Source organism: Streptomyces sp. NPDC046909, assembly GCF_040644695.1.
Taxonomy (GTDB): Bacteria; Actinomycetota; Actinomycetes; order Streptomycetales; family Streptomycetaceae; genus Streptomyces.
In genome coordinates, this window is sequence record NZ_JBEYXC010000002.1 from 910,293 (window position 1) to 929,223 (window position 18,931).

The following is an 18,931-nucleotide window of genomic DNA, read 5'->3' on the forward strand; positions in this document are numbered from 1 at the left end:
CTCTTCCTGTCCGTACTCCCCCGCCCGTAATCAGGACAGGTGCGCGACCGCGTCCAGATGCGGCAGATGGTGGTCGAGGCGTTCCCGCTTGGTGCGCAGATAGGTGATGTTGCTCTCGCACGGCGGAATCAGCAGCGGGACGGTCTCGCTGACCTTGATGCCGTGCCGCAGCAACGCCTCGCGCTTGTCGGGGTTGTTGGACATCAGGCGCACCGAGCGCACCCCCAGGTCGTGCAGCATTCCGGCGGCGACGCCGTAGTCGCGGGCGTCCACCGGCAGCCCGAGGGCGAGGTTCGCCTCGACGGTGTCCAGGCCCTCCGCCTGGAGCGCCATCGCGCGCAGCTTGGCGAGCAGGCCGATGCCGCGGCCCTCGTGGCCCCTCAAGTAGACGACGATGCCGCTGCCTTCGGCGACGACGGCCCGCAGCGCCGAGTCGAGCTGCTCGCCGCACTCGCAGTGCCGGGAGCCGAAGGCGTCACCGGTGAGGCATTCCGAGTGCAGCCGGACGAGGACGTCCTCCGCGCCGATCTCGCCGTGCACCAGGGCCACTTGCTCGTCACCGCGGTCGTGGTCGAGGTAACCGACCGCCCTGAATTCCCCGTACACGGTGGGGAGCGGGGCATTCACGACGCGTTCGACGCCCGTACGCTGTGGAGACTTCGTGCCGAGTACGCCAATTTTATCTGTCATGATTCTCGAGTTCCTAAGCAGAGACGAAAGGCCGTGAAAGAATGACTGGTTCGCAAACGCGGTCGGCGGGGCACGGTACGTTGCCGGCGGACACCACGGAAGACGTACGGACACGGGGCGCGGGTGTCTCACGACAGGTCGCCGTCCTTCCCGTCGGCAGCTTCGAACAGCACGGCCCGTTCCTGCCGCTCGCGACCGACACGCTCGTCGCCTGTGCCGTCGCCCGGGAGATCGCCGCGGCGTACCCGGTGCATCTCCTCCCTCCGGTGACGATCTCCTGCTCGCACGAGCACGCGGCGTGGCCGGGAACCGTCAGCATCTCCTCGGTGACCCTTCATGCGGTGATACGGGACATAGCGGCTTCGCTCCGCCGGTCCGGCGTCGAGGCCCTGGTCGTGGTCAACGGGCACGGCGGAAACTACGTACTGGGCAACGTCGTTCAGGAATCCTCCGCCCGCGGCGAGCGGATGGCGCTCTTCCCGGCCGCCGAGGACTGGGACACGGCGCTGGAGCGGGCGGGGGTGGTCACCTCGCCGCTCACCGACATGCACGCGGGAGAAATCGAGACCTCCGTCCTTCTGCACGCTCATCCCGAATTCGTCCGACCCGGTTATGAGTCCGGCGATTTCGTCGCCGACGACCGTCGTCATCTGCTCACCCTCGGTATGTCCGGCTATACCGATTCCGGTGTCATCGGCCGTCCTTCACTGGGTTCGGCGGAAAAGGGCAAGGCACTGCTGGCGAGCCTGGCGGAATCCTTCGGCGCGTATTTCTCACTGCTCACCTCCGACGGTGATTCCGGACGCGGGTAGCGGGCGAGCAGCACGAGGACGCCGGGCAGGCTCGCCACGAGGCTGAGCACGCCGTAGACGACGGCGACGGCCAGCCCGCTGCTCGCCCCGAGGCCGGCCGCGCCGAACGCCCAGGCGGTGACGCCCTCCCGGGGGCCCCAGCCGCCGACGTTGAGCGGCAGGCCCATCGCGAGCAGGGCGAGCACGGCGATCGGCAGCAGGGCGGCGACGGAGGCGGCGGATCCGGCGACGCGGGCGGCCAGCACGAACATCGCGAGGTGCCCGGCGAGCACGACGACCGAGGACAGCGCGACGCCGGGTCCGTTCCGCCGCGACAGCAGTCCCTCGCGGGCCTCGCGCAGGGCCTTTCCGGCGCGTGAGGGCGCCCGGTTCGCCTGGTTCATCCGCAGGGCGAGTACGACGGCCAGTGCGCCGAGGGCCGCGAACAGGAGCAGCGGGGCGAGATGGCGGGCCTGGCTCAGTACCGGTGACGGCATGGTCAGGAGCACGGCGGCGCCGATGACGGCCAACGCCAGCTGTCCGGCGACGCGTTCGAGGACGACGGCGCGTACACAGCGGCCCAGTTCCTGGGTGCTGCGGCCGTGCCGCACCGCCCGGTGCACATCGCCGAGGACGCCGCCGGGGAGGGCCGCGTTGAGGAACAGGGCGCGGTAGTAGGCGGCGACGGCCTCTCCGAGCGGCAGCCGGATGCTGAGGCCCCGGGCCACCAACTGCCAGCGCCAGGCGCTGAACACGGTGGTCACCACGCCGACCCCCAGCGCCACGAGGATGGTCGTCGCGTCGATGCGCCGCAGCCCGTCCAGGAAGACGCCGGTGCCGAGGCGCCAGAGCAGGACGGCGAGAATGACCACGCCGACGGCACTGCCGAAGTGGGTGCGTACGGCGGGGGACTTGAGACGGGCGAGAACGTTTCGCCACCCGGGGACGCGGGACGTCGTAGCGGGGCGGGGAGCGGTGAGGATCACGCCGATGCGGTCCGCGGAGACGGCTACCGGGGGTGGGGGGACGGCCTTGACCGGCGGAAGGACGACGGGGGCGACGTCGGCCTCGGCCTCGACGTCGGGGGGTGTCCAGCAGGTCGCCTCGTCGACGTACCGTTCCTTCACCGCCGCACCAGCCGCACCAGCCGCACCGGCCGAGAAGTCGGCCAGGCCCGTGACCGAAACGGTCGTCTCCACCGGCGTCACGGCCACCCGCCTCCTCGACAGCGCCGCCCGTCCGGCCCACCGCCGTCGTCGCGCCGGACCCCGCTCGCCCGCGTGGGCCGCGCGTACCGTCTCCACGCTCATGCCCCGCCGCCCGTCGGCCGGGACAGTGCCAGCAGGTCGGTGTGGTGGACGACGACGCTCAGCTCACCGGCGGCGCAGGCCTCCAGGCGCTCCCGGAGGTAGCGTTCGGCGCGCTGCGCCAGCTCCGGGCGCTGTTCGACCGCCGCGCCGACCCAGCCGCGCAGCCACTGGGCGGTGAGCGCGGACTCGGCGGGGCCGAGGCGCCAGGGGCTCGGGTTGAGGCGGACGGTCGCGCCGCGTTCCGAGAACGCCTCGCAGGCCGCGGTGATCGAGTCGGGGCCGAGGAGGCCCGAGCGCCGCTGGTGGGCGTTGAACGCGTCGGCGATCTCGCCGTCCATCGGGTCGGACGGCGTGAGGTCGACCCGTCCGGCGACGGACAGGGTCAGCAGGGCCGGGCAGCCCGCGCCCGTGCAGGCCGCGGCGAGGGTCTCGATCTCCTCGCGGGTGAGGACGTCGAGGAGCGCGGACGCCGTCACCAGGGACGCGCCGGAGAGGGCGTCCGGGGTGAGCCGGGCGACGTCGCCGCGCCGGGTCTCGACGGTGACGCGGCTGCCGTCGGCGGCGACCCGCGGAGAGGCGACGGCGGCGAAGTGCAGGAGGTAGGGGTCGCGGTCGTGCAGGACCCAGTGCTGGGCGCCGTCGAGGCGGGGCGCGAGCCAGCGGCCCATGGAGCCGGTGCCGCAGCCGAGGTCGTGCACGACCACGCCCGACTTCCCGGGCAGGTTGGCGAGCCGGATCCGCAACGGGTCGAGCAGATCGAGCGCCCGCGCCCCCGCGTCGGCGGGTTCCCGCAGCTCCAGCCACTCGGGCGCGTACCGGGGCGGCTCCTCGGGCCCATCCTCCCGCAGCCGCACGGTGGGCCGCTCACCGGGGCGTACGGCGGGTCCGGCGCCGGGGATCACGGACTGCGGGCCGGCGTCGGAGGCCCCGGGCGTCACAGCCGCCGGGATTTCCTTCACCGCCTTCGACTGCACGGGCGCCGGGCTTTCCTCAGCCGCCTTGGACGTCACGGCCGCCCGGGTCTCCCGCGCCGCCTTGGACTGCACGGACGTCGAGGTTTCCTGCGCCACCCTGGACTCCACCCCCGCCACGCCCCGCGGTCCCGCCTGCGCCGGGATCTTCCCGCCGCGCTGCGCTGTCGTTGCCGTCTTCCTCATGCCGCCCTCCTGGGTTCGCTCGGCAGTCGGCCCAGTACTCCGGCCAGGCTGCGGGCCGTGGTCGCCCAGCCGTCCAGGGCGGCCCGCCGGCCCCGGGCAGCCGCCTTCAGGCGACGTCGTACGTCCGCCTCGCCGAACCAGCCGCGCAGTTCCGCGGCGAGGGCGGCGGGGTCCTCCGGCGGGACGAGGATGCCGGGCACCCCGCCGTCGGGGGCGCGGCCGACCGCCTCGGGGAGGCCGCCGACGTCGGTGGCCAGCACGGGGATGCCGCGCGCCAGCGCCTCCGTGACCGCCATGCCGTAGGTCTCGGCGTAGGAGGTCAGCACCATCAGGTCGGCGGCGGCGTAGCTGGCGTCGAGTTCGGCGCCGGCCTGCGGTCCGGCCAGGTGCAGCCGGTCCTCGAGGCCGTACTTCTCGATCAGGGACCGGAGTTGACCGACGTACTCCGGGTCGTGGCCGAGGCCGCCCACGCACACGCAGCTCCACGGCAGGTCCCGTACCGCCGCGAGGGCCTCGACCAGCCGGTGCTGGCCCTTGCGGGGGGTGACCGCGGCGACGCACAACAGCCGTGAGACGCCGTCGGTTCCGGGGGCCGGCGGGGCGATGTCGGCGCCGGGGGCGGCGACATGGACGCGGTCGGGGGCGAGGCCGTGGTGGGAGACGAGGCGGCGGACCGCCCAGTCGCTGGTGGCGATGACCGCGGGGACCGCGCGCAGGACCGTGCGCTCCTTCGCGTCCAACTCGGCGGCCAGGAGCGGCTCCAGACCGGTCTCGTCGCCGAGCGGGAGGTGCACGAGGACCGCGAGCCGCAGGCGTTCCGCCTCCGGGACGACGATCTCCGGTACGCCGCAGGCGACCAGGCCGTCCATCAGTACGACGGTGTCGTCCGGCAACTCCCGCAGCACACGGGCGAGTTCCGCGCGGGCCGCCGCACCCGGCCGGGGCCACTCCCCCGCCACCGCGTGCTTGTGGACCTGCCAGCCGAAGCCCGGCAGGTCCAGACTCACCCGCCGGTCATAGGCGTTGCCGCCGCTCGGCGCGGTCGGGTCGTCGACGCCGCCCGGCATGACGAAGTGCACGGAGCGCAGGGACATGGGGACGATGTCGGCGTTCTTGAGCGCGGAGTGCTGCACGGGCACATAGCCCAGGGCCGCCTGCGGGGTCTTCTCCAGGGTCACGTCGGTCACAGCGCACGCTCGTAACTCGCCCACGCGACATGCGACTCGTGCAGCGTGACACCGATCCCCGCGATGCCCCGGGCGCCCTCGCCGAGCGCACCCTTCTCGATCCGCTCGGCGAGCCGGTCGGCGATCACCTTGGCGAGGAACTCCGTCGAGGTGTTGATCCCGGCGAAGTCGGGCTCGTTGTCGAGGTTTCTGTAGTTCAGCTCGGCGACGACGGCGCCCAGTTCCTGCGTGGCCAGTCCGATGTCGACGACGATGTTGTCGTCGTCCAGCTGCTCCCGCCGGAAGGTGGCGTCCACGAGGAACGTCGCTCCGTGCAGGCGCTGCGCGGGCCCGAAGACCTCGCCGCGGAAGCTGTGGGCGATCATGATGTGATCGCGGACGGTGACACTGAACAACGGACGACCCTCCAGGTGCGGCGCCTCTGATCCCCCCGGCCCTGATCGCCGACGGGATGCCGAGTAGTACGGCTCTTCGCTTCCCCGTGTTCAGCCGTCTCTCACTCTTTTCTCAGGTCAGGCGCTCTTGTCGTACCTCACGCGGTGACAAAGGGCAGGAATTTCCCCGTCAGCGAGCCTGGGCATCACCCGTGGCAGCTCTTCGAACGCGCTTTCCCCTGTCACCAGAGCGTCGAGCGCGGGGTCGGCGAGGAGTTCGAGGGCGAGGGCGAGCCGATCGGCGTACGAACGGCTGGCGCTGCGGGCCGGGGAGACGGTGCCGACCTGGCTGCTGCGGATGACGAGCCGCCGGGAGTGGAAGGCCTCGCCGAGCGGGAGGCCGACCTGCCGGTCGCCGTACCAGCTCAGTTCGAGGACCGTGCCCTCGGGCCTCAGCAGCTCCAGCGCGCGGGCCAGTCCCCGCTCGGTGGCGCTGGCGTGGACGACGAGGTCGCAGTCCCCCAGCGCGTCCGCGGGCAGCGCGAAGCCGGTCCCGAGGGCTTCCGCGACCTTCGCCCGCGCCGGATCGGCGTCGACCAGCTGCACGCGCACCCCGGGGAACCGGGCCAGCAGCGCGGCGACCGAGCAGCCGACCATGCCGCCGCCGACCACGGCGATCCGGTCGCCGACCAGCGGCGCCGCGTCCCAGAGGGCGTTGACGGCGGTCTCGACGGTGCCGGCGAGGATCGCCCGTTCGGCGGGCACGTTCTCGGGTACCCGGGTCACGGCGGCGACCGGGACGACGTACCGCGTCTGGTGCGGGTAGAGGCAGAAGACCGTACGGCCGACGAGATGCGCCGGGCCCTCCTCGACCTCTCCGACGCTGAGGTAGCCGTACTTCACGGGCGCCGGGAAGTCGCCCTCCTGGAAGGGCGCCCGCATCGCCGCGTGCTGGCTGACGGGGACGCCGCCGCGGAAGACGAGCGTCTCGGTGCCACGGCTGACGCCGGAGTACAGGGCGCGGACCAGCACCTCTTCGTCGGAAGGGGCCGGAAGAGGCATCTCACGTATCTCTCCTTCACCCGGACTGCGTAGCCAGAACGCCCGTGCGGTGCGCTTCATCCGCATCCTCCTGAACGCTTGGGAAGTAGTTCACGTACCGAGGTGTGCACAGGTCGCGCACAGTACGCGGCGTTGATCGACTCTGTCACACGGCCGGAGGATGTTCGGTGGCCCTGAACAACACTTACGACGCAAGGCTGGTCCAGCAGGAGACCGCTGTGGGAGCGGGTGTACAGATCCTGTTGCTGGCTCTGCTCGGGACGGCGATCGGGATGGGACCGGCGGGCTGGCTCACCGGCCTCGTCTTCGCCGTCGCCACCTGGGCGGTGCTCTCCCGGGCCCTGCACCGCCACCGGCCCCGCTCCTTCGGCCCCGCCAACCGGGTGACACTCGGCCGCTCCATCCTGGTCGGCGCGGTCACCGCACTGGTCGCGGACTCCTTCGAGAGCTCACCCCCTGTCACCCTCTTCGTCGGTCTGACGGCGGTGGCCCTGATCCTCGACGGCGTCGACGGCAAGGTCGCCCGCCGCACCGGCACCTCGACCCCGCTGGGCGCGCGCTTCGACATGGAGGTCGACGCGTTCCTGATCCTGGTGCTCAGCGTGTACGTCTCGATGTCCCACGGCCCGTGGGTCCTGCTGATCGGCGGCATGCGCTACGCCTTCGTCGCCGCCGCCCGGGTCTGGCCGTGGCTGAACGCCCCGCTCCCGCCGAGCACCGCCCGCAAGACGGTGGCCGCGCTCCAGGGTGTGTTCCTGCTGTTCGCCGCCTCGGGTCTGCTGCCGTACGCCCTGGAGTTCGGGGTCGTCGCGACGGCGCTGGGCGCGCTGGTGTGGTCGTTCGGGCGGGACATCGTGTGGCTGTACCGCACCTCCCGCGTCGAGGAGATGGTGGTGGAGGACGTGCGCGAGCTGGTCGCCGGGTGACCTACGGCCTGCGCGGCAGCAGGGCGATCGCCGCGGCCGGTACGGCGGCCAGCACCAGCCATGGCACGGCCGCCGGCAGCCCGCTGTCGAGGAGCGTCCCGGTGAGCGAGCTGCCGACCAGCACGATCAGGCCGGACACCGAGGACAGCGCGCCGGTGTAGAGGCCGAGCCGCCCCTCCTCGGCGAGATCGGGGACCCAGGCGCGGGCGACGGGTGCGACGAGCATCTGGCCGAGGGTGAGCAGCACGACGAACCCGGCCGCGGGCAGCAGCCCCGTCGTCCCGGTCGCGCCGGCCGGCCGCCCGAGCGCCACCACCGCGAAGCCCGCGGCGATGAGCAGCAGTCCGGCCGCCATCGACCGGCGCAGCGCGAGCCGGTCCCCCACCCAGCGGGTGACGGGCAGCTGGGCGGTCACCACCAGCAGCGAGGACAGGGCGAACAGCCAGGCCAGCGCGGACTGGGAGCCGGTGACGCGCTCCACCTCGGCGGGCAGCGCCAGATAGAGCTGGTTGTAGGCGAGCAGATAGGCGCCGTACGCGCAGCACAGCGCGAGGAACCGCCGGTTGCGCACCAACACCCCTACCCCGCCCTTGACTTGGACGCGCCGCCGCCCGGGAATGTGCTGCGGCAGCAGCCAGGCGTGTCCGGCGAGGACGAGCACGAAGATCCCGGCCCCGGCGAGACACACGGCCCGGAAGTCCACCGCCAGCAGCAGCGCCCCGAGCAACGGCCCGACGAACGCGCCGGCTTGACCGGCCACGGTGAACAGCGCGAGCACCCGGGTACGGGACCCGCCGCCCTCCTCCACGTGGACGACGGCCTGCCGGGCCACCTCTGACTCGACGGCGGGCGAGAACAGCGCGGCGGCGAACCCGATCAGCAGTACGGCCCCGATGACCGCCCAAGTCGCCTCCGCGAACCCGAGCCAGGCGAACCCCGCGATCCGCAACGCGCACCCCGCGAGCACGACCGGCCGGATCCCGTACCGGTCGGCCAGCGCCCCGCCCACCACGAACAGCCCCTGCTGGCTGAAGGTCCTGAGCCCCAGCACGAACCCGACCATCCACCCCGCCATGCCCACCGCCGTCCCGAGGTGCTCGGACAGAAACGGCAGCACGGCGAAGAAGCCGACGTTGAAGGCGAGTTGGGTGAGGATCAGCAGACGAAGCAGCGGCGACAGCCGGACCCGGCTCGGGTCCTTGCGCAGGACGGTCGCGATCGCGCTCATCGTGTTCCCACCAATTCCCTTGTACGAGGCTGCTGTTCGGGTTCGTTCTCCGGCGGGCGCGGCGTGCGGCGCGGTCGGCGCACCCCGCTCGCCGCGGTGACCGCCAGCGCGCCGAGCAGGGCGAGGGCGGCTGCGGGGGCGAGGACGGCCCAGGGGGCGCGTTCGGCGTAGGGCTGGTTCTCGGCGAGGAGCAGGCCCCATTCCGGGGAGGGCGGCTGGGCGCCGAGGCCGAGGAAGGCGAGGGAGGCGAGGGCCAGGGCGATGCCGGGGAGCCGCAGGAGGGCGTGGCGGGTGACCGGCGGCAGGACGGCGGGGAGGAGTTCGTGGCGCAGCAGGTACCAGGGGCCGGCGCCCAGGCCGAGGGTGGCGGTGATGTGGAGGGCGGCGCGTTCCTGGCGGAGCAGGGCGGAGGTGTGGGCGGCGAGGGGTGCCCAGGCGACGGCTCCGACGGCCAGGGCTGGGGTGGCGGGTCCGCTGCCGGCGACGGCGGTGACGAGGAGGGCGACCAGGACGGGTGGCAGGGCGGTGACCGTGTCGACGAGCGGTCCGGACAGGCGGGGCAGCAGGCCCAGCAGCACGCCGGTGAGCAGGGCGGCGGCGCCGATCGCGAGGGCGAGGAGCAGCGTTTCGAGGGCGCCGTGGGCGACGCGGGCGAGGACGTCCCGGCCGAGGGCGTCGGTGCCGAAGGGGTGGGTGAGGGAGGGAGCCCGGAGGCGCTCGGCGGTGTCGAGGGCGAGGGGGTCGCGGGGCAGGCCGAGCGCGATGACGACCGCCAGCAGTCCACCGTATGCGAAAGGCTGTATATCGCGGACAGGTTGTATACCGTCGACCGTCGACCTCGGACCGTGGAGTGACGGCAGTGCGCCGTCCCGGAGCGCGGTGCCGATGAGGAGGCGGGTGGTGAGGGCGGCGAGGCCCGCGAAGGCGGCGGCGAGGAGGACGAGGGCGAGGGTGCCGGCCTGGAGGACGGGGAGGTCCTGGGCGAGGGCGGCCTGGAGGGTGGTGCGGCCGAGGCCGGGGATGTCGTGGATCTGCTCCACGGCGACCGCGCCGCCGGTGAGGCCGACGGCGAACAGGCCGGTGTTCGGGAGGAGTCCGGGCAGACAGCGGCGCAGGGCCTGGCGGGCGATGGTGCGGCCGGGCAGTCCGCGGGCGGCAGCGGCCAGGGCCCAGGGTTCGGCGAAGGCGCCGGGCAGCAGGTCGTCGAGGAGCCGGCCGAGGACGGCACCGGCGGGCAGGCCGAGGGCGAGCGCGGGGAGGATCGTCCATTGCGGGCCGTACCAGCCCAGTGCGGGGAGCCAGCCGAGCTGGACGCCGACGACGGTCGCGAGGACGGACGCGGTGAGGAACTCGGGCAGTGCGGCGAGCACGGCGGAGGCGGTGCCGCCCGGGCGACGGCCGCCCAGCCTCCGCTGCGCGCCGAGCCACAGGGTGCGGGCGCAGATCAGGGCGGCGGTGACCCCGGCGACCGCGAGGGCGACCGCCATCAACAGCAGGGACACGCCCAGGGCTTGGAGCACGGCGGGTGTCACGTCGCCGCCGGAGATCCACGACTGCCCGGCGTCCCCGCGCCACAGTCCGCTCAGCCATCCGCCGAGGAGGTGGAACGGGCCGTCGTCCAGGCCGAGTTGGGCCCGGATGTCGGCCAACACCCTCGGGTCGGGGTCGCGTTCGGCCGAGCGTGCCTTGAGGACGGTCAGGGCCGGGTCGGTGCGCGTCAGCCAGGGCAGCAGGCCGATCGCGCACACGAGGGCGGCGGCGATCCCGGCCCGCCACAGGAGCGTGGCCGCTTGCTGCCGCATCCGTCAGCGCCGGGTGCCGGTGCCGACGAGGGTGCGCTCGTACGGGTCGAGGAGCGCGCCGCTGACCTGGGGGCCGACGCCGGTGATGACGCGCTGGTGGACCAGCGGGACGACGGCGTCGGTGCCGAGGATCGCCGCCTCGGCGGCCATGGCGGCGTCCTGCCGCTTCTCGGTGTCGGCGGTGCCCTCGGCCTTCGCGACCGCCTTGTCGACGCCCTTGTCGCACAGGAGCGCCAGGTTGTAGCCGCCGTCGCAGGTGTGGTCACTGGCGAGGACGGAGACCGGATCGCCGGTGTCGACGAGGCTGTTGCGGGCGCCGACGAACGCGTCGAACCTGCCCTCCAGCGCGTCGCTCTCCAGCCGCGAGTACTCGCGCACCTCCAGCTCGACCTCGAACCCGGCCTTCTCCAGCTGCTGCTTCAACACCTGGGCGGCCTCGGGGAGTTCGGGCCGGTTGTCGTAGGTGGCGAGGGTGATCGTGGTGCCGTCCGGGTCGCCGGCCCTCGCCCTGCCGGCCGGCGCGACGCGCTTGCCCTCGGCCCAGGTGACGGCGGGCCCGTAGATGCCGGTGCCGGCGTCGGCGTACCCCTCGTAGACGCCCTGGGCGAGTGCTGAGGTGTCCACGGCCTGCCGGGCGGCGGCGCGCAGCCCGGCGTCCTTGAAGGCGCCGGTCCTGGTGTTGAGCAGCAGGCTGGTGGTGCGGGTCGTGGCGGTCGTCTTGCGGAGGCCCTTGTCGAGGGTGGCGGCCTGTGCGACGGGGATCGCCTCGGCGAGGTCGACCTGGTCGGTGCGCAGCGCGCTCGCGCGGGCGGTGCCGTCGGCGATGAACTTCACGTCGATGCCGGAGGCCTGGGCGCGGCCGCCCCAGTAGTCGTCGTAACGGTCGAGGGTGGCGGCGGTGGCGCCGAGGACCTTGGTGAGTGCGAAGGGGCCGGTGGCGTGGCCGACCGGGTCGACGTTCTCGCCGTACGCCTTCGTGGAGAGGATGGCGAGGCTGGGGCTGGACATGCGCGACGGGAGAACGGGGTCGGGGTCCTTCGTCGTGATCCGGACGCCGGTGGCGCCCTCGGCCTTCGCGGTGAGGGTGACGCCGGAGAGCGCGGCGGGCACCGGCTTGGCCTCGGTGGCGTGGGTGAGGGCGGCGGCGACGGCGGTGGGGGTGACGGCCGTGCCGTCCTGGAAGGTGGCCTCGCGGAGGGTGAACAGCCAGGTGCGGTCGTTCTCGCGCCGCCAGGACGCGGCGAGGGCGGGGGCGGCGGTGCCGTTGGCGTCGAGGGCGGTCAGGCCCTCGGTGACGCCGAGGCGGCTGAGGATCGTGGCGTCGGCGCCGTACGGCGAGAGGTTCTCGGCGGGCGGGAAGGCGAGGGCGACCCGCAGCCGGGTGCCGTCACCGACGTCGTCGGACGAGCCGCCCGAGCCGTCGGAGGCGAAGCAGGCGGTGAGGGTGGGGGCGAGCAGGAGGGCGAGGAGGAAGCGCGGTCGGGTCATTCGGTTCATCGCCCCATCGGGATCTCGAAGTGCAGGACGCCGGACACGCCCTCGGGGTCCTCGCGCTCGTCGTGCACGAGCTTGCCGAGCGACCGCCAGAAGGGCTCGGCGCCGGGAACGGCGGGGTCGGTGTGCAGGTACACGGAGCGGTAGCCGCCGTCCTTGACGGCGAACTCCATCAGCTCCGCGACCAGCCGCCGGGCGAGACCGCGTCTGCGGTGCCCGGGATGGACGTACACGCGGCGCAGTTGTGCGGTCTCCCCCGACGGATAGCGCTCGGCGACGTGGCGGGGGTTCGGCGGGTGGGCCGGGCCGCGGGAGTCGAGGGCGCCGGTGGCGGCGATCTCGCCGTTCTCCGGGTCGATCGCCACGAGCAGGGTGTGGCGCTCGGGCACCACATACGCGGTCGCCGGATCGATGATGTCGCCGTGCCAGCGGGGCACATAGCCGGAGCCGAAGTCGCGGTAGACGGTGTCGAGCATCACAGCCCGCGCACCGTCCAGGTCGTCCGGGCCGACGGCCCTGATGCTGTAGTCACGCACTTGCACATCATATGCATTAAGAGGAAGGGGTTGATCACCGGGCGATTTGACAGTGATCGACAACACGCCTAAAACCTACCGACATGACATCCATTTTCAAAAATGGCTTACGAGCCGCCGTGCCGAGGTGGTGCTGATGCGCATCGCCTTCGTCGGCAAGGGCGGCAGCGGCAAGACCACCCTGTCGGCGCTCTTCTCCCGTCACCTCGCCCGGTCCGGCGCCCCCGTGCTGGCCGTGGACGGGGACATCAACCAGCATCTGGCCGAGGCGCTGGGCCACGACGGGGAGACCCCCGCCGCCCCTCCCCTGGGCACGCACCTCGACGCCATCAAGACCTACCTGCGCGGCACCAACCCGCGCATCGCCTCACCCGAGGCCATGATCAAGACCACCCCGCCGGGCCGCGGCTCCCGCCTGCTGCGCCTCCTCGGCGACGACGAGCTGCACACCCGGCACGTGCGGCTCGCGGGCGAGGTGCCGCTCATGGTGACCGGCGAGTTCGAGGAGAGCGACCTCGGGGTGGCCTGCTACCACTCCAAGCTCGGCGGGGTGGAGCTCTACCTCAACCATCTGGTCGACGGCCCCGGCGAGTACGTGGTGGTCGACATGACGGCGGGCGCGGACGCCTTCGCCTCCGGCCTCTTCACCCGCTTCGACCTCACCTTCCTGGTGGCCGAACCCACCCGGAAGGGCGTCTCGGTCTACCGCCAGTACCGCGACCACGCCCGTGAGTTCGGCATCCGGATCGCCGTGATCGGCAACAAGGTGACCGGCGAGGACGACCTCCTCTTCCTCAAACAGGAGGTGGGGGACGACCTGCTGACCCACCTCGTCCACTCGCCCCATGTCCGGGCCGCCGAACAGGGCCGGGAACAGAGCGGACCGGAAGCCCTGGAACCCCACAACCGGCACGCCCTGAACGTCCTGCGCGAAACGGTCGACGCCTGCCCCCGCGACTGGGCGACGCTCCACCGCCACGCCGTCGAGTTCCATCTGCGCAACGCCCGCTCCTGGGCGGGCGAGGAGCTGGCGTCCCAGGTCGACCCGGAGTTCGTCCCGGGCCCGGCCGCCCTGATCTGATCCCCTTCCCCCCTCCCCCTCCTTCCTCCCTTCACTCCCAACCCACAGACAGGACAAGCACCTTCATGTCTCTCGACGTCTCCCCGAAGCTCCTCGCCGAAGCCGAGCACGGTGACATCCGCGAGGAGGACTTCGTGGACACCGTCCGTACGTCTCTCCCGTACGCCTACGACCTGATCGCCTCCCTCGCCGCCGAACTCCACGACGGCACCGCCGAGTTCACCGACAACCAGACCCCTCCCCCGTCCGAGCAGGAGCGCGGCCAGCTGCTGCGCGCCCTCGCCAGCGACGCGATCCGCGGCAGCCTGGAGCGCCACTTCGGCGTGGCCCTGGCCTTCCAGAACTGCCACCGGGTGGCGGCGTTCCGGCCGGGCGCGCAGGGCGGTGAGACCTACGGGCGGTTCACGTCGGTGCGCTCGCAGATCCTGAACCAGTCACCGGAGTTCAGGGACTGCTGACCATCCGGATCGGGCAGGTCAGAAGCCTCTCCTGATCTGCCCGACGATGGACGGGTCGTCGATCTCCGTGTCGGCGGCCAGCAGCACGGCCTTGCTGAGGATCACCGTGAGCCGGTCGTCCTCGAACGGCAGGAACACCTTCGCGGTGACCTTCGCGCGGGTGGGGACGACGCACAGATAGGAGTCGTCCGGCGCCATCAGGATGTTCGCCGAACCGAGGTGGATCCGGTACGTCCGGAGGTCGCCGCGGACGACGAGGAAGCGGCCGTCGAGCGTGCACCGGTCGGCGATCTTCAGGCGGGGCAGGATCCGCGTAAGGGCGTCGCGCCGGGCCTCGGCGCTCTCCGTCAGCTCGGCGAACCGCGCCCGTTCCCAGTAGGCGCGGGCCGGGCCCTCGTCGGTCCAGTCGGGGTCGGCGGCGATCGAGGTCACGCCCACGAAGAGATCGACGTCGCGCATCGCCTCGCTGAACACCAGGGGCGGCACCTCGACGAGGGGTGCCTCCCGCCAGGTGCCGTCGATCCGGCGCTCGAAGCGGACCCGGTCGGTGGACGCCACGCCGTCGCCGTCCGCCCAGTCCACGTAGTCGTGGGCGAAGGCGACCCGCCACTCCCCGGCGCCCAGCGTGCGCACGGCCGCGTCGCCGTCCCCGCCGTCCCAGGGGCCGAGCAGCCTGCTCTTCCATCCCCGAGCCCGGAACAGCGCGAACATCCGTCGGTAGTGCACGAGATGGGCCGCGAACCGCAGGGAGTGGACGCGGGTCTCCTCCTCGGCCGGGGTGAGCCGGTAGATCTCCCGGAACGCCTGCTTGAACGGCTGCCGTATCCGGCCGTCGACGAGCCGGTCGCGCCAGGCCCGTACCGTGTCGGCGTCGGCGCGGATCGGATGCCACAGCCGTACGGAGGCGTCGTCGGGCGCGGCGGGCACCTCAGGCGCGTCGGGGGCGCCGGGGAGGTCGTCGATCGACGGCAGGAACGCGTGCCACTCGCCGGGCGCGACCTCGATCTCCCAGATGAGCCGGTTCACGACGCTCCGGGCCAGCGGATGGCCGGCCAGCTCGGTACGCCACCAGCCGTACGCATGGACGGCGTCGACGGTGAACCCGCCCTCCAAGGCCCGGGCGAGAGTACCGAGTTGGATGTCCACCCGTTTCACCAGGTCGCGCAGTTCCTTGACCAGCCCGGCGTGGTCACGGCGGACCGGTGCGGGGACGCTCTTCAGGGGGCGGCCGTCCTTCTCCCAGGTCAGCCCGGCGGACTCGGCGACCGTGACGACGGCCGCGTACCCGTCGCCGGTCTCCCGGCGCAGTACTCCGTCGTCGCCGAACCCGGACCGCGACAGCCGCAGCGCCACCTCGGTCCGCTCGGCCAGGGCCGCGTCGACCTGTTTGAGCAGTTTGTCGAGCTGTTTGGGCACGCCCGCGTGCCGGGTGACCGAGCGTGCGGTGCGGATCGCCGTGACGATCTCGGGGGTCGGGAAGTCCCGTGCGGCACGGACCAGTTCGTACAGCAGGGCCTGCGAGGGCACGGTCTTCGCGGCCGTGGGGGCGACCGCGATGCCGGGCACGAGCCGGTCGACGACCTCGGGCAGCCACGGTTCGTCGCGCAGGAGCGCCACGCGTGCGGCGTGCCCGAGCACGTCGACCTCGCGGGGTGTGAACGCCTTGTCGGAGCGGTAGGGGATCTCCCCGCCGTGGATGCCGTCGACGCGATCGGCCGCCGCCTCCAACGCCCTGCGGGCGAAGGCGGCGTAGGCCGGGATGTCGGCGATCCGGTGCCAAGTCTCCGGGGCGTGCGAGGGCGGAACGTAGGTGTCGAGCCAGTCGGCCTCTGCCAGCACCGCCAGTTCCGCGGCGGTGAGGCCGGTGACGACCTCGATCGCCTCCATGGCTATCGGGCCCTGCTCGTGCCGGTAGTGATCCACGACCGCCGCCAGCGTCTCCTCGCCCGCGAGGCCGGCCACCATCAGCAGCGAGTACAGCTGGCTCGTGTGCCTCTTCTCCAGCAGGTACTCGGTCAGGTCCCGGGCGGGGTCGGAGAGTTCGGGCCACGGGCCCGCGCAGTGCAGCAGTGCGTCCACGGCCGGCCAGAGGCTCACCAGACGCAGAGGGTCGTCGACGCCCGCGACGAGCTCCTCGAACATCCGGCGGCACACGTCGGGCGTGTAGCTCGGTTTCTGATCCCTGGTGAGCATGTCGAGGATCATGACAGGCACCACTGACAACGCGGCCGTCGCGAGGAATCCGGCGGCCCGCGCGCAGCGCCCCGCGGCCTACCCGAAGAACCTCGAGACCTACGCGAAGAACCTCGCCGTCTCCGCCACGAACCGCCGCGGGTCGTCCAGCCAGGGAAAGTGCGCCGCGCCCTGCTGCACCACCAGCTCCACGTCCGCGAACAGCCCCGCGTACTCGGTCATCGCCCGCCTCGGCCCGGCCACATCCACCTCTCCCGCCAGCACCAGGACCCGTCCCCCGAACCCCGCCAGCGCCGCGCGCGTGGCCTGCGGATCGAAGGCGCCCTCGGAGCCATAGCGCGCCGCCGCCTCGTCGTTGCGCTGCTCGTCCTCGGCCGCGCGGACCGCCTTGGCCTCCTCGTCCCAGCGGGCGAACCAGAAGGGCGCGATGGCCTGCCAGGCGTCGGGGACGGGGCTGCCGGTGTTGAGGGATTCCAGGGCCGCGTACGCCGTCGGGAACCACTCCTCGTCCCGGCGCAGACAGGCGGCGGCGAGGCGGTCCTCGGTGGTGATGCCGATGCCGACGGCGTAGACGCTGGGGGTGATCAGGGCGAGGCGGGCGACGCGGTCGGGATGGCGGGCCGTGTAGAGGGCGGCCAGGTTGGCGCCCGCGCTGTGGGCCAGCAGGTCCAGGCGGTCCAGGCCCAGTTCCTTCCTCAGTGCCTCGACGTCGTCGGCCTGGCGGTCGCAGCGGTACGACGCCGGGTCCTCGGGGGTCGCCGAGTCGCCCGTGCCTCTCAGGTCCAGCCGGATCAGGGTGCGGTGGGCGGTGAGGCCGCCCAGGTCGCCGAGGTAGCCGGAGGCCTGCATCGGGCCGCCGGGGAGACAGACGAGGGGCGGGCCGTCTCCGGTGGCGTGGTAGGCGAGGAGGGTGCCGTCGGGGGTGGTGAAGGTGGGCATGGCGTGAGGCTTTCAGTGAGGCTGAGCTGCGGCAACGTATTAACGCCGCGCGTCTGTCCCGTCGTACGGGAAAGGGCTCTGTCCCGTCGTACGGGAAAGGGCCGGGCGGTCGATCCGCCCGGCCCTTCCTCCTCGTACCGCCTCGTACCGCGTCACTCAGCTCGGCGACTCCGCGCCCTTGCGGGCGTAGTACCACCAGGTGACGGCGATGCAGGTGACGTAGAAGGCGACGAAGCCCCACATCGCGCTGGTCACCGCGAAGTTGGCGAACAGGGCGGGGATGAAGAAGAAGCCGTAGGCGGCGATGGCGGCGGTGAAGCCGGTGACCGCGCCGGCCTCCATCTCGGTCTGGCGGAGGGCCCTGGTGTACTCCGGGGTGCCTTCGGTGCGGCCCTTGAGGTGCTGGTTGCGGAAGATCACGGGGATCTGGCGGAAGGTCGAGCCGTTGCCGATGCCGGAGAAGAAGAACGCGGCCAGGAAGCAGGCGAAGAAGCCCGCGAAGTTGCCGGTGTCGCCGCCGCTCGGCAGGAAGTTGATCACGCCGATGATCGAGGCGGCCATGCCGACGAAGGAGAGGATCGTGACCCGGGCGCCGCCGAGCTTGTCCGCGATCCAGCCGCCTGCCCAGCGGGCGAGGGCACCGAGAGCCGGGCCCATCCAGGCGTACGTGGCGACGGAGTACGCCGGGAAGGTGGTCTTGATCAGCATCGGGAGGGCGGCGGCGAAGCCGATGAAGGAGCCGAAGGTGCCGACGTAGATCCAGGTCATCACCCAGGTGTGCTTGCGCTTGAAGATGACCTTCTGCTGGGCGAAGGAGGACGAGGCGGTCTTGAGATTGTTCTGGCCGAACCAGGCGATGGCCGCCAGGACGATCAGGACCGGGACCCAGACGAAGGCGGCGTTCTGGAGGTAGACCGTTTCGCCGGTCTTCGCGTTGTGCTGGCCTGAGCCGATGGCGATCACCGAGCTGGTGATGACGATCGGGGTGAGGAGCTGGACGACGGAGACGCCCAGGTTGCCGAGGCCGCCGTTGATGCCGGCCGCGTTGCCCTTCTCGCGCTTGGGGAAGAAGAAGCCGATGTTGGCGAGGGAGGAGGAGAAGTTGGCGCCGCCGATGCCGCAGAGGGCGGCGATCATGGCCATGGTGGTGAAGGACGTCGAGGTGTCCTGGATCGCGTAGCCCAGCCAGATCAGCGGGACGATCAGGACCAGCGTCGACAGCGCGGTGAAGGTGCGCTGGCCGACCCTGGGGCCGACGAAGGTGTAGACCGCGCGGGCCGTGCCGCCGGTCAGGCCGGGGATGGCGGTGAGCCAGAACAGCTGCGAGGTGGTGAAGGAGAAGCCGACGTCGGCGAGGTTGGTGGCGGTGACGCTCCACACCTGCCAGACCACGAAGGCGACGAGGAGGGCGGGGACGGCGATCCAGAGGTTGCGCTGGGCGACCCGCTTCCCGATCGAGTTCCAGAAGAGCTCGTTCTCGGGCTCCCAGTCGGTGATGTCCCGGCCGGGCCGGTACTGGGCGAGGTCGTAGGACCGCCCGGCGACCGTGGTCGTCGCTTCGTGTACGGCAGGCATGGCAGTTCCTGGTGGTGAGGAGGTTGTCCTTGCTCCTTCAGCCTCCTCCCGGGATAAAGGGGACATCAGAGTCCTAGGACGGGACTGCGATCCGCCCTAGGACCCCTTTCACCAGGGACTTCCGGCCC

16 protein-coding genes and 1 pseudogene are annotated in these 18,931 nt (G+C 72.3%); 4 read left to right on the forward strand and 13 right to left on the reverse strand.

Going from position 1 to position 18,931, the window contains the following annotated elements:
* Window positions 1-30: 30 nt before the first annotated feature.
* Window positions 31-690 (reverse strand): GTP cyclohydrolase II, encoded by a 660-nt coding sequence (ribA, locus tag ABZ928_RS08330; protein ID WP_361516010.1) that lies wholly within the window; start codon window positions 688-690, stop codon window positions 31-33.
* 41 nt (window positions 691-731) lie between these two features.
* Here ribA and ABZ928_RS08335 point away from each other — a divergent pair, with 41 nt between their 5' ends.
* On the forward strand, window positions 732-1,502 hold the full coding sequence (locus ABZ928_RS08335) for a creatininase family protein (protein WP_361516012.1): 771 nt from the start codon (window positions 732-734) through the stop codon (window positions 1,500-1,502).
* A gap of 80 nt (window positions 1,503-1,582) precedes the next feature.
* Here the strand turns inward: ABZ928_RS08335 and ABZ928_RS08340 are convergent.
* From ABZ928_RS08340 to ABZ928_RS08360, 5 genes and pseudogenes are all read right to left on the reverse strand, one after another.
* Window positions 1,583-2,791: pseudogene (locus tag ABZ928_RS08340) on the reverse strand (lysylphosphatidylglycerol synthase transmembrane domain-containing protein); the annotation flags it as partial.
* Window positions 2,788-3,948 carry a trans-aconitate methyltransferase gene (locus tag ABZ928_RS08345; RefSeq protein ID WP_361516014.1) on the reverse strand — a complete coding sequence of 387 codons (1,161 nt, stop codon included), beginning with the start codon at window positions 3,946-3,948 and terminating at the stop codon, window positions 2,788-2,790. The gene ABZ928_RS08345 and the pseudogene ABZ928_RS08340, both read right to left, overlap by 4 nt.
* Window positions 3,945-5,135 (reverse strand): glycosyltransferase family 4 protein, encoded by a 1,191-nt coding sequence (locus tag ABZ928_RS08350; protein WP_361516016.1) that lies wholly within the window; start codon window positions 5,133-5,135, stop codon window positions 3,945-3,947. The genes ABZ928_RS08345 and ABZ928_RS08350 overlap by 4 nt, the downstream gene beginning before the upstream one ends.
* On the reverse strand, window positions 5,132-5,530 hold the full coding sequence (locus ABZ928_RS08355) for a 6-carboxytetrahydropterin synthase (RefSeq protein WP_361516017.1): 399 nt from the start codon (window positions 5,528-5,530) through the stop codon (window positions 5,132-5,134). Before ABZ928_RS08355 ends, ABZ928_RS08350 begins: the two co-directional genes overlap by 4 nt.
* A 117-nt stretch (window positions 5,531-5,647) precedes the next feature.
* Window positions 5,648-6,631, reverse strand: coding sequence for a zinc-binding alcohol dehydrogenase (locus ABZ928_RS08360; protein WP_361516019.1), 984 nt, complete (start codon window positions 6,629-6,631; stop codon window positions 5,648-5,650).
* Window positions 6,632-6,738: 107 nt separating this feature from the next.
* Between ABZ928_RS08360 and ABZ928_RS08365 the strand changes: the two genes are divergently transcribed.
* Entirely contained in the window at window positions 6,739-7,497 is a 759-nt protein-coding gene (locus ABZ928_RS08365; protein ID WP_361516021.1) for a CDP-alcohol phosphatidyltransferase family protein, read from the forward strand.
* Window position 7,498: 1 nt separating this feature from the next.
* Here the strand turns inward: ABZ928_RS08365 and ABZ928_RS08370 are convergent, their stop codons facing one another.
* Genes ABZ928_RS08370 through ABZ928_RS08385 form a run of 4 tightly spaced genes read right to left on the reverse strand, consistent with a single transcriptional unit; the run spans window position 7,499 to window position 12,557 of the window.
* Window positions 7,499-8,725, reverse strand: coding sequence for an MFS transporter (locus ABZ928_RS08370; RefSeq protein WP_361516023.1), 1,227 nt, complete (start codon window positions 8,723-8,725; stop codon window positions 7,499-7,501).
* Complete coding sequence (locus ABZ928_RS08375) at window positions 8,722-10,527, reverse strand: ABC transporter permease subunit (RefSeq protein WP_361516025.1); 1,806 nt, start codon at window positions 10,525-10,527, stop codon at window positions 8,722-8,724. Before ABZ928_RS08375 ends, ABZ928_RS08370 begins: the two co-directional genes overlap by 4 nt.
* A 3-nt stretch (window positions 10,528-10,530) precedes the next feature.
* The gene (locus ABZ928_RS08380; RefSeq protein WP_361516027.1) at window positions 10,531-12,015 is read right to left on the reverse strand and encodes an ABC transporter substrate-binding protein; all 1,485 of its coding nucleotides are present in this window, start codon (window positions 12,013-12,015) and stop codon (window positions 10,531-10,533) included.
* 5 nt (window positions 12,016-12,020) lie between these two features.
* On the reverse strand, window positions 12,021-12,557 hold the full coding sequence (locus ABZ928_RS08385) for a GNAT family N-acetyltransferase (protein ID WP_361516029.1): 537 nt from the start codon (window positions 12,555-12,557) through the stop codon (window positions 12,021-12,023).
* A gap of 136 nt (window positions 12,558-12,693) precedes the next feature.
* On the opposite strand from ABZ928_RS08385, the gene ABZ928_RS08390 reads away from it, so the two are divergent.
* Window positions 12,694-13,638: an ATP-binding protein gene (locus tag ABZ928_RS08390; RefSeq protein ID WP_361516031.1), complete on the forward strand. Its 945-nt coding sequence runs from the start codon at window positions 12,694-12,696 to the stop codon at window positions 13,636-13,638.
* A gap of 65 nt (window positions 13,639-13,703) precedes the next feature.
* Window positions 13,704-14,096 (forward strand): SCO5389 family protein, encoded by a 393-nt coding sequence (locus tag ABZ928_RS08395; protein ID WP_361516033.1) that lies wholly within the window; start codon window positions 13,704-13,706, stop codon window positions 14,094-14,096.
* Between the two features lie 18 nt (window positions 14,097-14,114).
* Here the strand turns inward: ABZ928_RS08395 and ABZ928_RS08400 are convergent, their stop codons facing one another.
* The 3 genes from ABZ928_RS08400 to ABZ928_RS08410 all read right to left on the reverse strand — a co-directional run bounded on the left by ABZ928_RS08400 (window position 14,115) and on the right by ABZ928_RS08410 (window position 18,803).
* The gene (locus ABZ928_RS08400; protein WP_361516035.1) at window positions 14,115-16,289 is read right to left on the reverse strand and encodes a DUF4132 domain-containing protein; all 2,175 of its coding nucleotides are present in this window, start codon (window positions 16,287-16,289) and stop codon (window positions 14,115-14,117) included.
* 99 nt (window positions 16,290-16,388) lie between these two features.
* A complete protein-coding gene (locus tag ABZ928_RS08405; protein ID WP_361516037.1) occupies window positions 16,389-17,228 on the reverse strand; it encodes an alpha/beta hydrolase in 840 nt (279 codons plus the stop codon).
* 156 nt (window positions 17,229-17,384) lie between these two features.
* Window positions 17,385-18,803, reverse strand: coding sequence for an MFS transporter (locus ABZ928_RS08410; protein WP_361516039.1), 1,419 nt, complete (start codon window positions 18,801-18,803; stop codon window positions 17,385-17,387).
* Window positions 18,804-18,931: the final 128 nt, after the last annotated feature.